We start from the raw sequence: 14,527 nt of genomic DNA, 5'->3' as shown, positions 1-14,527 counted from the left end.
AAAAAAGAATGTTTTTTTACTTAAGAAGTTTGGAATTTAAAACTATTGATTATATTTGCATCCCGATTTTACGATAGTAAATAGGAAATTTTGCAGGCGTGGTGGAATTGGTAGACACGCTAGACTTAGGATCTAGTGCCGCGAGGTGTGAGAGTTCGAGTCTCTCCGCCTGTACTTAAAGCTTCTCTTTTTTTTTTGAGAAGCTTTTTTTATTTGGTAAGTTTTTAACTGTGTTTGGTTATACTTACAATTTCTGTGTCTTGTTTTTTGCCTTTTAAGTTTACAATACCAAATGATGTAACTTGGTAATTTTTATTCAGATTTAATGCGTTACTTAATGTTTTTGATATAAGTAAATCTTTACCAAATTGTGTACATAAACTTAAAATTCTTGCAGAAGTATTTAAAATATCACCCGTAAAAAAAATGTCTTTTTTTAAAGCGCCAATTTCGCCTGTTGTAACCATGCCACTATGAAGTGAAGCTTTAAAGTCGGGTATAATTCCAAACGTTTTTTTATAAAATGAAGCATTGTTTTTTAAAGCATTTTTCATGCTGTAATAACAATTCAAGCAGTTGTTGTTTTTTAAGCCGTTTTTGGTTTTCCAAGTTATTACTATTTCATCACCTACATATTGGTAAATTTCACCTTGGGTTTCAATTATAGCGTTAGTAAAATCGTCATAAAAGTTTTGAAGCAGTTTAAAGTACTGCTTGTTTTCTAAAGACTCTGCTATAGTGGTTGAGTTTTTCATATCAACAAACATGAATATTCTATCTTCTAATTTAGGCTTATGATATTTGCCCGTAAAGAAATTTATAAGTACGTTATGCCCAATGTTTTCGCTAATTTCAGTATAAAGTATAGATATTGAAAGTGAAAAGAATAACTGAATCCATGTGCTTAAATGTGAAATACTAAAAAAGAAAAGTTTGTATTTATTCCACGCTTTTTCGCTAAATAAGGGTGTTTTAAGTTCTATGCTTGCAGCAATTAAATACAGTATAAAAACTACTACAAATAATATAATTGAATATAGTATGAGTTTTCCAATTATTTTTTTGGGGAAACTAAACTTAGTAAAGAGTTTATTTATATAAAAAACTTCTAGAAAACCAATAAAACAGCCAACAAAAAATACACTTGTGCTTGAAAATACTAATATCCGCGGGCTTAATGCTATTGCTGCGTTTGGTGTGTTTTTTACACCGCCCAAAGCTGCGTGTTCACTCCACATAATTAATAAACCAAGAGTTAGCCATATAAAACCAAAAGGTAATACCCGTTTTATTTTATATTTATATTTAGCAGATAACATCATAAGTATTAGTAAATATAGCTTAAATAAGCCTATTTTATATTTTTGGAATGCTTTTTTATGTAAAAAAACCTAACGTAAACAGTTTCGTGTTTTTTAATGAAATTATTGTGTTTTTACCACCTCAACTAATTAAAGATTATATATTTGCAAAAAATATTTTTTTGGCAAAAAAGCTTCAACCTTTTTAGCGTTTTGAGTCAGAAATATCAGAGATAATTAATACGAGTTAGTAAATAGTAAATTAACCATACATTAAAATGAATAAACAAATAGACCAGCAAGCGGCCGATAATATTAGAGCTTTAGCTGTAGCAATGGTAGAAAAAGCAAATTCAGGACACCCAGGAGGCCCAATGGGCGGTGCAGATTTTATGCACATACTGTACTCTGAGTTTTTTAACTATGATCCAACAGATATGACTTGGCCATTTAGAGACCGATTTTTTATGGATGCGGGTCATTTATCTACTTTAATGTATGCGCAATATTACCTTTTAGGTAATTATAATAAAGAAGATATTGCTAATTTCAGACAATGGGGTTCTATTACACCAGGGCACCCAGAGGTAGATTTTGAAAGAGGTATTGAAAACACATCGGGTCCATTAGGGCAAGGACATACAATGGGTGTAGGAGCTGCTATTGCAGCAAAGTTTTTACAAGCACGCTTTGGTGATTGGATGAACCATAAAGTTTATGGATTTATATCAGATGGAGGTATTCAAGAAGAAATATCGCAAGGTGCTGGTAGAATTGCAGGCCATTTAGGATTAAGTAATTTTATTATGTTCTTCGATTCTAATGATATACAGTTGTCAACATCTACTGATGAGGTTACAACCGAAGACACGGCCATGAAATACGAAGCTTGGGGATGGAAAGTTGTTACTATTGATGCGCATAACCACGATGAAATTAGAAAGGCATTAACCGATGCTAATAGCGAAACCGAAAAACCCACTTTAATTGTTGGAAAAACAATAATGGGCAAAGGTTGCGTTGCTGCCGATGGAACTATGTTTGAAGGGCACTGTGAGCTACACGGTAAGCCAATTGGGGCAACAGGTGCAGATTATGCAAAAACGCTATTAAATTTAGGTGCAGATTTAGATAATCCGTTTGATATTTATGGTGATGTTGCATCTTTTTACAAAGATGTAATTGCAAACAAAACAGCTGCTGCAGCTAAGAAAAAAGAAGAAATAAATGCTTGGAAAAATGATAATATAGCATTGGCTGAAAAATTAGATTTTTTCCTTTCAGGTGAATTACCAGCTCTAGATTTTGAATCTATTGCACACAAAGATGGTTTAGCTACAAGAGCTGCATCATCAAACGTGTTAGCGTATTTAGCTGAAAATGTTGAAAACATGATTGTGTCTTCAGCAGATTTATCAAACTCAGATAAAACAGATGGCTTCTTAAAGAAAACATCAGCACTTCAAAAAGGTGATTTTAGCGGATCATTTTTACAAGCAGGTGTAGCCGAATTAACCATGGCTTGTATTGCAAATGGTATTGCCTTACACGGTGGCGTTATTCCAGTAGTAGCAACATTTTTTGTGTTTTCAGATTACATGAAACCAGCAATAAGATTAAGTGCTTTACAAGAATTACCAGTAAAATATGTATGGACGCATGATGCCTTTAGAGTAGGTGAAGATGGCCCAACGCATCAGCCAATAGAACAAGAAGCACAAATTAGATTGTTAGAAAAACTTAAAAACCATAAAGGAAACATGAGTTTCTTAGCCTTACGTCCTGCAGATTCTGCTGAAACATCAGTTGCTTGGAAAATGGCTATGGAAAACACAGGTACACCAACAGGCTTAATTTTATCAAGACAAGGCATAAAAGATGTACCAGCAAAAGAAACATCTAGATATGAAGAGGCTTTAGCTGCTGAAAAAGGTGGTTATTTAGTAAAAGAAGTTGAGAACCCAGATGTTGTACTTGTTGCAAACGGATCAGAAGTATCAACATTAATTGCTGCTGCCGAAATTTTAGAAACTGAAAATAATTTAAAAGTAAGTATTGCTTCAGTAATTTCTGAAGGTGTATTTAGAAACCAACCTAAAGCATACCAAGAGCTTGTAATACCTTCTGATAAACCTAAATTTGGTTTAACAGCTGGTTTACCTGTAAACTTAGAGGCTTTAGTAGGTGCCAATGGCCAGGTGTTTGGTTTAGATCATTTTGGGTATTCTGCACCAGCAGGCGTACTAGATGAAAAATTTGGTTTCACTGGCGCGCAAGTTAGCAAAAATGTATTAGCGTATTTAAACACTATTCAATAATAAACAAAACTAAAAACTATGAAATTTTTTATAGACACTGCCAACCTTGATGATATTGCTGAAGCGCAAGCATTAGGTATTTTAGATGGTGTAACTACAAACCCATCATTAATGGCCAAAGAAGGTATTACAGGTGAACAAAACATCTTAAACCATTATGTGAAGATTTGTGAAATTGTTGATGGTGATGTAAGTGCCGAAGTAATAGCAACAGATTTTGAAGGTATGGTAAAAGAAGGTGAAGCATTAGCTGCTTTACACCCACAAATTGTGGTAAAATTACCTTTAATTGCCGATGGTATTAAGGCTTGTAAATATTTTTCAGATAAAGGTATTAGAACTAACGTAACATTAGTGTTTTCTGCAGGACAAGCATTATTGGCAGCTAAAGCTGGTGCTACTTATGTGTCGCCTTTCTTAGGAAGATTAGATGATATTTCAACCGATGGTTTAAACCTTATTGCTGAAATTCGTCAAATTTATGATAACTACCAATTTAATACGCAAATTTTAGCAGCTTCAATTCGTCACACAATGCACGTTATTGATTGTGCTAAATTAGGAAGTGATGTAATGACAGGCCCATTAAAATCAATTACAGGTTTATTAAAACACCCATTAACTGATATTGGTTTAGCTAAATTTTTAGAAGATTATAAAAAGGGAAACTAAACAGTTTTCAAATATTATAGAATTAAAAAAGCTTCTCAATTTAGAGAAGCTTTTTTGTTACAACTAAACAACTATGAAAAACTAAACTATAGTTTAACAATTTTAAACGCTTGTGGCGTTTCCAAAACACTATTGGTTTTAACTACATACATACTTTGTGGTAGTGTTGAAACATCAAAAGCATATCCTTTAGAAAAGTTGCCTTTAAACGATTTTACCAACTTACCTGTGGTTGTGTAAATATGCAATTCATTTATATTTTTATTTATTGAAAATGTATTTTGAGTTGGGTTTGGGTAAACTTTTATTGTTTGTGACAATTCAAAATTTTGATTATTTAAACTAGCGGTTTGGGTGTACAATCTATACTCACCGGGTTGAAGCGTAATGCCCGCTGTTGGGCTAGTTACATTTATTGATGTTTCAGTAAACGCATCATACCAAGTACCCGTATTGGGGAAATTAGGGTTTATAGTTTGCGTAGTTACATTAAAGTTTGCAATAACTACAGCGTCTAAATTACCAACGTTATCATACAGGTTTACACGTTTTAACAAACCGTTTACGCTCATACTAAAATTATCAGTATTAAATGTAGATGGATATTGTTTTTTTAGGTTAATCATTTTAGCGGTAACATTGTACACATCCGTTCTGTTAGTGTCGGTGTCATAACCTAAGGTCCATGCAACGGGTTTTCTGTCTAACCTGCAAGTGCCATCGTTAATATTACTTTCACAATTTATACTTTTATCATAACCCAGTTCTCCAAATTGCCACAGCATTTTTGGACCAGGAATACTGTAAAAAATGGCTGTAGCAGCTTCAATTCTATCTAAAGCAGTACTAAGTTGTTTTATATTGTAGCTGCCGTTTGAATTGCCGTAGGCTACGTTTCTTACCATTAAACGTTCTTCGTCGTGGCTTTCCATATAACCAACAATGTGCGGATTACTCCAACCTCTGTTTTGGTATGATAGCCAAGATATATCAGCATCTGTACTAAAGCCCATGGTGTTTTGGCTAAAGCTATGGTTTAAATTGCCCCAAAGCATAAACCCGTAATTGGCAAGAATGGTTTCTTCCGTATTATCAGCAAAATGTTCTAAAATTAAATAGGCGTCGGATGATACATTATTCCAAATATAATTGGCATAATCTTGCAGAATTGCAATTCTAGAATTGTCTTGACTGCTCCACGCGCCCACATTACTTGGGTTGTTTGTTTGTGTGAAGCCTTTAGATAAATCAAACCTAAAACCATCTACTTTAAACTCTTCAATCCAATACTTTAAAGTTTGTTTTACAAAGGTTTTAGTGTATTGGCTTTCATGATTAAAATCGTAACCTACGTTAAACGGATGTTTAGCATCGGGGTTTAACCATGGGTTATTAGTGGCTGGTTTGTTATTAGCGCTATCCCAATACATTTGAGCTAATGGACTTTGCCCAAAGGCATGGTTGTAAACTACATCTAAAATTACGGCAATACCTCGGCTATGGCAAGCATCAACAAACGATTTAAAATCATTTTGTGTACCATAAGCTTTATCTAAAGCGCCATGAAATGATGGGTTGTAACCCCAGCTATTGTTGCCTTCAAACTCACTTACAGGCATTAATTCTATGGCATTAACGCCAAGTGTTTCAAGATAATCTAAATGCGTCATGGCTTCAATGAATGAATCGTTTTCAGTGAAGTCTCTTATAAGCATTTCATAAACTATTAGGTTTTCTTTATTGGGTTTAGAAAATGTAGTGTTTTGCCATGTATAAGGTGTTTCATTTATTTTGAAGGTAGACACATTACCCGTGGCTAAGCCTGTTGGGTATGTTTTTAAGTTTGGGTATGTTGTATTAGGAATATAAGGGTCGTCATCTGGGTCTAGAATTTTTTTTGCGTACGGATCTGCAACCTTCAAATTGTAATCAATGTAGTATTGATAAGCATACTCTGTGTTGGCGTCTAGACTAGGAACATTTAACCAAAACGTATCATTATCTTTCTTCATTTGATACGCAGTGTTTAACGACCAATTATTGAAATCTCCAATTATGAAAACATCGTTTTTTAAAGGTGCCTGTAAAACAAATGTTACTGAACCATCACTATGAATATTCACTCCATTTTCTAAATTAGAGGGAAGTGCTTCATTTTGTGTTGGTGTTTTTACAAATACTGAAATAACATCGGTTTTTGTTTCAGAATTTTCAGTAGCAACAGCTTCAATTGTATAATTTCCAGCTGTTGTAAACGTGTAATTAGATGAAATGGTTGTAGCGTTTGTTGCAGTTTGTATTGTGTTATTATTAACCTTTAAATTTAAATTGGCATTTATACTAGATTCTGCACTTATGCTAACATTGTCGTTTATATTAAAAACGGCTTCATTTAACGGGTTAGTAATAGCTACATTTAAACCGTTAGCGTATATTTTTATAAAAATATCAGGGTTTGTTTGTGCGTTTCCTGCGCTGTTTCTAAAAACCAAAGCAATATCTGTAACAACATCAGATCCGGAACCATAAAATGAGGCTATGCTTGGTGTTATAACTAACTCATAACTATTAGCGCCTAGGCGGGTAAGTTTGGGTTGTGTGGCATTATTGCCCCATGAGCCAATAACATGTTTCCAGTCTGATTGACTTGTAGAGTTTGTTGTTAAAACACCTGTGTGTGCATAAACATCGCCAGTGTAACCTTCTAAACCAGTGCCAACGGCATTAAAAGTTATAGTAATTGTATTTGAAGCAGTAGGTATTGTTGGAGCGGTTGATACTTGGGCGTTTACAGTTACTGATAGTAACAGTAACATAATGCCAAAAAGCTTCTTCATAATGTATAGTTTAAGACATAAAAAGGCTGAGTTAATCAGCCTTTTTATTATTTGTTTGTAATGTTATTAGTTAGGTATGATGATGTAGCTTCCGTCTAAATCATTAAACCAAACGTTATAACTTCCGGTTGGTGCATTAAATACAAAGTTGTTACCGCTGCCTGCTAAAAGTGCAGTTCCGTGTAATTCTGTAGAGCCTGTATATCTCCAAACTTCGCTCCAAGCATCATTTGCTCTAATTAAGAATTCTTCACCTTCAGTAAATGTTACATTTTGTGCATTCCAAATATGCGGATTGTTCATATCTGGTTGTGTAAAGTTTACTTCATCAGCATCACCCCATCCGCCAATAGCGTTACCAATAATGCCCATTGCGGTGTATGTTGTAGCGCCAGAAGCATCATAAGTTTCAACACTAAAACTACCAGATTCACCAACAGTTGTAAATGTATACGTGTAGTAACCAGCTGTTGCAACGTTAAAAGTTCCAGGGTCTGATCCGCCACCAGGGTTAACGGCTAATGTTGAGCCATCATTTGTGCCCCATTGTGGTTGCCATTGGCCAATAACTTCAATTAATTTAAAAGCACCAGCGTTAAAGTAACCTGTATAAATGTAAGCGTTTGGTGTGTCTTGATCTCTAAAAACAGGTGTGTTGTTATTATCAGGATTCCAGCCTGGGTTAGTAGCATCTCCCACAAAATATAAATTAGGGAATGAAACGCTGTATGGTGTAACCGAAAATATTACAGATTCTGAAATTCTTTCTAAAGTATTGCCATTTTCGTTTGTGTTTCTGGCAATAACTCTAATTTCAATATCGTTTGCTTCAGCAGGTGTTAAGCCAATGCCTAAAGCTGCAGCATTTAAATCGGCATGCGTTGATGTAATGGTAGCGTTATTAACTACAGATCCTACAATAACAGGTGCTGCAAAATTTGTATTAGCAACAGCAGCTTCTACTGTGTAAGTAATTTCTAATCCTAAAGTAGAATTTAATACAACATCATCCCAATTAACGGTAAGTGCAGTGTCATTAACACTGTCTATTGATAAAACAATAGCGTCACTTGCTGTAGGACTTGTAATTTCAGGAGCATCAGTAGGGTAACTAGTAACAAGTAATAAAACATTGTTAGATGCTACACTGCCCGCCAAAACGCGCATGTACACAGGGATATCTCTAAAGGTAGAAATTCCTGCATTTCTAATAGCATCATTTAATGCTGTAACGGTCATTGAGAAATTATTTTTGTCTGTAGTACCTAGTGTTACAGGTGTTGTAAAATCTGCATCAGTAGCCATTTCTACAGTGTAATTTCCGCCGTATATGTCGTCACTCCAAGTAATTGTAAACGCAGGGTTATCTGGTAAGCTGTAATTTAAAAATACACTACTTATGCCTGGTGTGTTTAATACAAACTGTGGTTCTGGTTCTATTATAGTTAGACTTTCTTCAGTTTCGCAGGCAGTAAAAATTAATGCAGAAAACAGCAAAAGAAAGCTTATTTTATTAATAAAATATTTCATGTCTTTTAGTTTAAATTAATTATAGGTTTAAAGGAATAAGAATGTAACGACCTGTTAAATCATTAAACCAAATATCATAATCATCTTCTACCGGTACTGGTATTGCACCACCACCGTTTGTTGCTACACCAGAGAAAGATGTAGTGCTTCCCCAAGCGTTACCATCTGCCATAAAAGACACTTCGCCAGGTGTTAAACGTACACCGTTAGCATACCAAATATGCCCATCAAAACTCAAAGGCGTTAAAGCTGTGTTAGCAACACTAGATCCTTCAATAGCTAACGCAGCAGGACTTGTACTGCTAGAGGCGTCAAAAGGTTCAAAAGTAAATGTGTTACTAGAAAAATTGATTGTGAAGGTGTAAAAGCCTTCAGGAATACCATCGCCACCGCCATAAGGAAATCTTTCTGGGTCATCGCCGCTTCCTAAGTTTGCTCCTACAGTACTGCCATCATCTGTTCCCCATTGTGGTTGCCATAAGCCTTTTTCTTGTAACACTTTGAAGTGTCCGTTTTCAGCAAATCTACCAGTGTAGTAATATACGCTGCTGTTGCTTTCATCTCTAAAAAGTGGTGGGTTATTGTTGTTGTTATTCCACCCTGGAGCAGTAGCGTCTCCTACTAAAATGTAATCATTAAATGTATAATTGAAATACGGATATACTTCAAAGCTAATAGTGTTTGATGTAATAGGCTCACTTTGTTGTGTACCAAGTGAAGCTACTACTCTTGCATATAATGTAGCCCAAGTAAACGGATTTAAACCAGCGTTACCTGCAGCTGTGTTTATTTCGCCAACAGATAATGTTAAAGCTGTTTGGCCAGTAATTGTTGCTGCAACTTCGGTTGTTGTAAAAGCTTCGTCATTTGAAAACTCTATGGCGTAGTTTACGGCTGTTTGTTGTCCGTAATCAGACTCAGACCAATTAAGCGTTACAGCTGGATTTCCTGTGTTAACAGGGTCTAGCTCTAATTCTGTAAAGTTTAAATCTGCTAAAATTGGTGCAGAAGGGTCTGTTATGTTAAATGTATCGGTAGTATCATCACAAGAGGTTGCAAAAAATAGCATAACCAAACCAATGATACTAACTGCTGAAAATTGTTTTAAATTTTTCATCATTTTAAATTTTTAATATTAATATCCTGGATTTTGAGTAAGGTTAGGGTTTGATGCTAAACTTGCTGTTGGTATTGGGTAAAGGTTTAAGTGTGATGATAATGAAATACCGTTACTACCATTACCTTTCCAAGCCCAATTGTAATTTCCGCCAGTAAATCTGCCGTATCTAATTAAGTCTTGTCTTCTGTGAGCTTCCCAGTGCAGTTCTCTTGCTCTTTCATCTAAAATATAGTCTAAAGTCATTTCTCCAGCGGTTAATACAGCAGGATTGTTTGCTCTTATTCTTAAAGCATTTAAATACTCTAATGCAGTTGATGCGCTACCGCCGCCACCTCTTAAATGAGCTTCGGCGTACATTAAGTATACATCGGCTAATCTAAATAATGGGAAATCTGTATCAACAAAAGTTAAGTCTACACCAAAGCTACCTGTTGATGTTGCGTTTGAGTATTTTTGGATGATATAACCACTGTCTCTGTCTGAAATATCAGTGATATCTATAGGTCTGCCTTCAGAAATTATAGTATTTCTGTCATCAACAGCAAATGGGCCTTCAAATAATTGTGCAAGTTGCTTGCGAATTCTAAAAGCGCCACCCCAGCCGCCTTCAGTAACACCAACTTCGGCACCGTTTTGTTCAATGCTTCCAACAGAACCATTAACCATAACGGTTGTTGGGCCATAGTTTTGTGTTGTAAGACCATCTGAAATTATTGGGAAAATAATTTCGTTTATAGCAGAGTTTGTATTGTTATCTGCCATAAAGTTGTGTAAATAGTTTGTAGCTAAAGTGTAGCCACCGTTTATTACTTTTTCACAATACGCAATACAATCGCTATATCTGTTTTCGTTTATATAAACTTCAGCATTTAAATAAATTTTAGCTAAAAGCATATAGGCAACGGCTTTATCTGCGCGCCCGTATTCATTTTGTTTAGCATCAATTAAATCTGCTTCAATATCTAATAATTCAGATTCAATAAAATTGAATAACTCCGTTCTTCCATATGCAGGAGGCTGTGTGTTTAAAGCATCATTTTCAGTGCTAAAATTGGCTTGACCAAATAAATCCATTAAGTAGTAGTAAGCCATAGCGCGCATTAATCTAGCTTCAGCTCTGTAAGCAGGTATTTGATTTCTAACTGCTGTTGAAACATTTCTGCCATCTAATTTGCCATCGGTAGTTTCTCTTAAAAAATCGTTAGCCAAGGCAACTGATAGGTGCGCTCTACTAAACATACCAAGTAATAATGGGTTTTGCGCTGTCCAGATGTTTCTTTGAATTTCTCTTGTTCCAGGGTCGTTTTCATAAGACCAAATCATTTGGTCTGCAGCCAAGGTTTGTGTGTATAAAAGTACACGGCCAAATTGGCTAGTACCAGCATCAATACCATCTAAGTTAGAACTTTCTGGTCCGTCTGTTCCGGTTAATGCTAAGTTAGCATATATGCCGGCAAGTACTTGTTTGTATGCGCTTTCGTTGGCGTACAAATCGTCACTAAGTGTTGTTTGGTCATCATTTGGTGTTATATCTAAATCGTCTGTACAAGCTGTTAGTGTAACAACAAATAAGCAAATTAAACCAAGTGCTTTATGTATTTTAAATCTTGTTTTCATAGTTAATTTTTTTAAAATTTAAAATTAGCTCCAGCCAAAATAGTTCTTGGTCTTGGGTAAATTAAGTTGTCTATACCAGGGTCTGTTCCTGTAACTTCAGGATCTAAACCAGAGTAGTTTGTAATAACAAATACATTTTGAACACCACCCCAAAGTCTAATACTTTTTAGTTTTTTAGAAATGTTGTTAAATGTGTAACCTAATGTAATGTTGTCCATTTTTAAGAATGAAGCATCTTCTAAATATAAATCTGAAGTAATAACATCTGAAGTACGTTGGAAATTAGTGTTAAGTACTGATGTTGGAACGTTGCCTAAAACAGCATTGTCTTGTAATTGACCTAATTGTGCTCTAGATGAATTTACGTTGTTGTAAACGTAGTTGCCTAGGTTTGCACGCATGTTAAAAGATAAATCGAAGTTTTTATAGTTAATGTTAGATTGGAAACCTAAAATAACATCGGCACCCGGATTTTCTTTAATATAACGGTCATCATCATTAATAACATTATCACCGTTTAAATCTGCGTAAGCGCCTTCAATTGGGTTTCCTGCAGTATCATAAAGTTGTTTGTAAACGCTAAATGAGTTAGGTGCTTCGCCAATTCTGTGCATTTGAATGTTATTACCAGTACCACCAGCAATACCACCAGTTCTTACATCTTGCCCTAAAGCTAAATCTGTAATTTCTCTATCTAAAAATGTAGCATTAAAGTTCAGGTTTACATTAAAATCTTCTTGTTTAACAACATCGGCATTTAAAGAAAATTCTAAACCTTGTATGCGTAGCTCTCCAATGTTTTGAATAACGTTGTTTGAAAAGTTTGCACCATCGGCCACTGAGGCTTCAAATAATAAATCTTTTGAATTTTTTTGGAAAACGTTTAAAGATCCAGATAATTTGTTGTCAAATAACCCATAATCTACACCAAATTCAATGGTAGTTGTTTCTTCCCATTTTAAATCTGGGTTAATTTCAGAAGCAATTAAAGATTGAATAATAGTGTTACCAAACTGGTATTGCGAGTTTGGGTTACCACCGCGGTAGCGATTTAAAAAGATGTCTTTTTGGGTAACCTCTTGTTGCCCTGTAATACCGTAACCAGCTCTTAATTTTAAGTTTGAAATAACTTTTGAATTTTTTAAGAAATCTTCGTCGCTAATATTCCAAGCTAAAGCAGCTGCAGGGAAATTACCCCAGCGGTTTTCTTCGCTAAATCTTGAAGAACCATCACGTCTGTAAGTAAGTGTTAATAAATACTTATCAGCAAAAGTTAAATTAGCTCTACCGAAAAAGCCTATTAAAACCACATCTGGATCTGCATAAATATCTGGCGCGCTATTTGGGTCTAATCTGTTACCTGTGTTATTACCTTTAAAAGTGAATTTTTGGTATGAGTAACCAGCAGTAAACTCAGAGCGTACGTTGTTAAACTCTTTTGAGTAGTTTAAATAACCATCAAATAACTCGTTGGTTCTTTTTTCAAATCTGTCAAAAACATTACCTCTAACATCGTCATTTGTAGCTACAAGAGCAGATGTTCTTTGTATTTCTTTAGTTTCAGTTTCATCATAACCAATATTTAAAACAGCTTTTAATTCTGGTAAGAAATGAAATTTGTAATCTAAGTTTAAGTTACCGTAAGCTCTGTTAGAGTCGCCTATGTTATTAGTTTGAAGTAAAGATGCTACAGGGTTTGTAGTACCATTTAAAAGTGTGCTACCGTTACGGTGCTGATAGAAACCACCAAAAGGCGATGTTGCATCATATACAGGTTGTGTTGGGTCATAGCGTAAAGCAGCGCCAATTTGTCCTGAATCTGCAAAACGGTTATCTTCAAATGATAAGTTTGCATTTAAATTAATTTTTAAATGATCATCAAAAAGACTTGGGTTTAAGGCTAATCCTAGGTTTCTTCGCTCAAATTCTGAAGTCATAATTGCACCTTCTTGATTTGTTATTCCGAAAGAAAATCTAGTAGGAATGGCTTTAAATAATGAGCCTTGTAAAGATAAATTGTGTTGCGATGAAACAGTGTTTCTAAAAATTTCATCTTGCCAATCTGTATTTGCGTTTCCTAATAAAGTTTCATCTAAATTAGAACCGTTAATTGGTTGCGACGCTACTAAGTTTCTAAAATCGTTAGCGCTAAACACGTTAACTCTATCAGTTAATTCGCCAAAGCTATATTGAGAATCTAAAGTAGCGCTAAAGGTAGATTTACCTTTTTTAGTTACAATAATAATAACACCATTTGCTGCTCTAGAACCATAAATAGCCGTTGCAGAAGCATCTTTTAATACTGAAAATGAATCAATATCATTTGGGTTAATACTAGCCAAAATACCACGCGATCCTCGGTTAGAGTCGTTTGTAATTGGTAAACCATCAATAATAATTAACGGATCATTTGATGCGTTAATAGAAGATCCACCACGAATTCTAATTTGAGATCCTGAACCAGGAGCACCACTAGTGTTAATACTAACACCAGAAATTCTACCACTTAAAAGGTTTTCGGGTGTAACAATGTTGCCTCTGGTAAAATCTTTAGAAGTTATGGCTTCAACCGAGCCTGTGGCATCTTTTTTGGTTGTAGAACCATAACCAATAACTACTATCTCATCTAGTAAAGCGGCGTCTTCGGCCATTTCAACATTTATTGTTGATTGCCCCGTAAACGGAACTTCTATGGGCAAATAGCCTACATAAGTAAACACTAAAACGTCGCCTTTGTTGGCTTGTATTTGGTATTGCCCGTCAAAATCTGTTGATGTACCTGTTGTAGTATTTTTAATTACAACATTTACTCCAGGAAGCGGAATGGCTGTTGATTTTTCAGTTACTGTTCCTTTTACAATATTTTGTGCAAATAAGCTTATTGGCACAAAAAACAAAAAAAGGAGTAACCCATTCATTGTTGTTTTCATACAATAATTTTTAAATTAATGTCTTTTAGTTAGTCTTGAGTATATTTTCACTTCTCAGAGAATAAAACTATGTAAAGAAATTGTAAACAAATAATTTCAAATTACGAAATATTCATCGAAAACGTTTTCGTGTTGATAACTTTTAATTTTAAAAGCTATATTTTGGTTATTTCGCATATTTTAAATATTGCTAACAAGGTGT

At 34.8% G+C, this 14,527-nt stretch carries 8 protein-coding genes and 1 tRNA gene; 3 read left to right on the top strand and 6 right to left on the bottom strand.

Annotation, left to right across the window (positions count from 1 at the left end):
* Window positions 1–92: 92 nt before the first annotated feature.
* A tRNA-Leu gene (locus ACXAG4_RS09195) sits at window positions 93–174 on the top strand.
* Window positions 175–224: 50 nt separating this feature from the next.
* Here ACXAG4_RS09195 and ACXAG4_RS09190 read toward each other — a convergent pair.
* The gene (locus ACXAG4_RS09190) at window positions 225–1,322 is read right to left on the bottom strand and encodes an adenylate/guanylate cyclase domain-containing protein (protein ID WP_475295781.1); all 1,098 of its coding nucleotides are present in this window, start codon (window positions 1,320–1,322) and stop codon (window positions 225–227) included.
* Window positions 1,323–1,579: 257 nt separating this feature from the next.
* Between ACXAG4_RS09190 and ACXAG4_RS09185 the strand changes: the two genes are divergently transcribed.
* Window positions 1,580–3,619, top strand: coding sequence for a transketolase family protein (locus ACXAG4_RS09185; protein WP_475295780.1), 2,040 nt, complete (start codon window positions 1,580–1,582; stop codon window positions 3,617–3,619).
* Between the two features lie 18 nt (window positions 3,620–3,637).
* Window positions 3,638–4,291, top strand: a complete 654-nt coding sequence (gene fsa, locus ACXAG4_RS09180; RefSeq protein WP_475295779.1) for a fructose-6-phosphate aldolase — start codon at window positions 3,638–3,640, stop codon at window positions 4,289–4,291.
* Window positions 4,292–4,377: 86 nt separating this feature from the next.
* On the opposite strand, the gene ACXAG4_RS09175 is transcribed toward fsa, so the two are convergent.
* From ACXAG4_RS09175 to ACXAG4_RS09155, 5 genes are all read right to left on the bottom strand, one after another.
* On the bottom strand, window positions 4,378–7,128 hold the full coding sequence (locus ACXAG4_RS09175; protein ID WP_475295778.1) for an alpha-amylase family glycosyl hydrolase: 2,751 nt from the start codon (window positions 7,126–7,128) through the stop codon (window positions 4,378–4,380).
* Window positions 7,129–7,194: 66 nt separating this feature from the next.
* Window positions 7,195–8,658: a SusE domain-containing protein gene (locus ACXAG4_RS09170; protein WP_475295777.1), complete on the bottom strand. Its 1,464-nt coding sequence runs from the start codon at window positions 8,656–8,658 to the stop codon at window positions 7,195–7,197.
* A gap of 19 nt (window positions 8,659–8,677) precedes the next feature.
* Window positions 8,678–9,778 (bottom strand): SusE domain-containing protein, encoded by a 1,101-nt coding sequence (locus ACXAG4_RS09165; RefSeq protein WP_475295776.1) that lies wholly within the window; start codon window positions 9,776–9,778, stop codon window positions 8,678–8,680.
* Between the two features lie 15 nt (window positions 9,779–9,793).
* Entirely contained in the window at window positions 9,794–11,395 is a 1,602-nt protein-coding gene (locus ACXAG4_RS09160) for a RagB/SusD family nutrient uptake outer membrane protein (RefSeq protein WP_475295775.1), read from the bottom strand.
* Window positions 11,396–11,406: 11 nt separating this feature from the next.
* Complete coding sequence (locus ACXAG4_RS09155) at window positions 11,407–14,325, bottom strand: SusC/RagA family TonB-linked outer membrane protein (RefSeq protein ID WP_475295774.1); 2,919 nt, start codon at window positions 14,323–14,325, stop codon at window positions 11,407–11,409.
* Window positions 14,326–14,527: the final 202 nt, after the last annotated feature.

It is taken from the genome of Seonamhaeicola sp. ABD4_175, assembly GCF_056160885.1.
The sequence above is the reverse complement of the archived record's forward strand: the minus strand, read 5'-3'. Positions and strand labels throughout refer to the sequence as shown.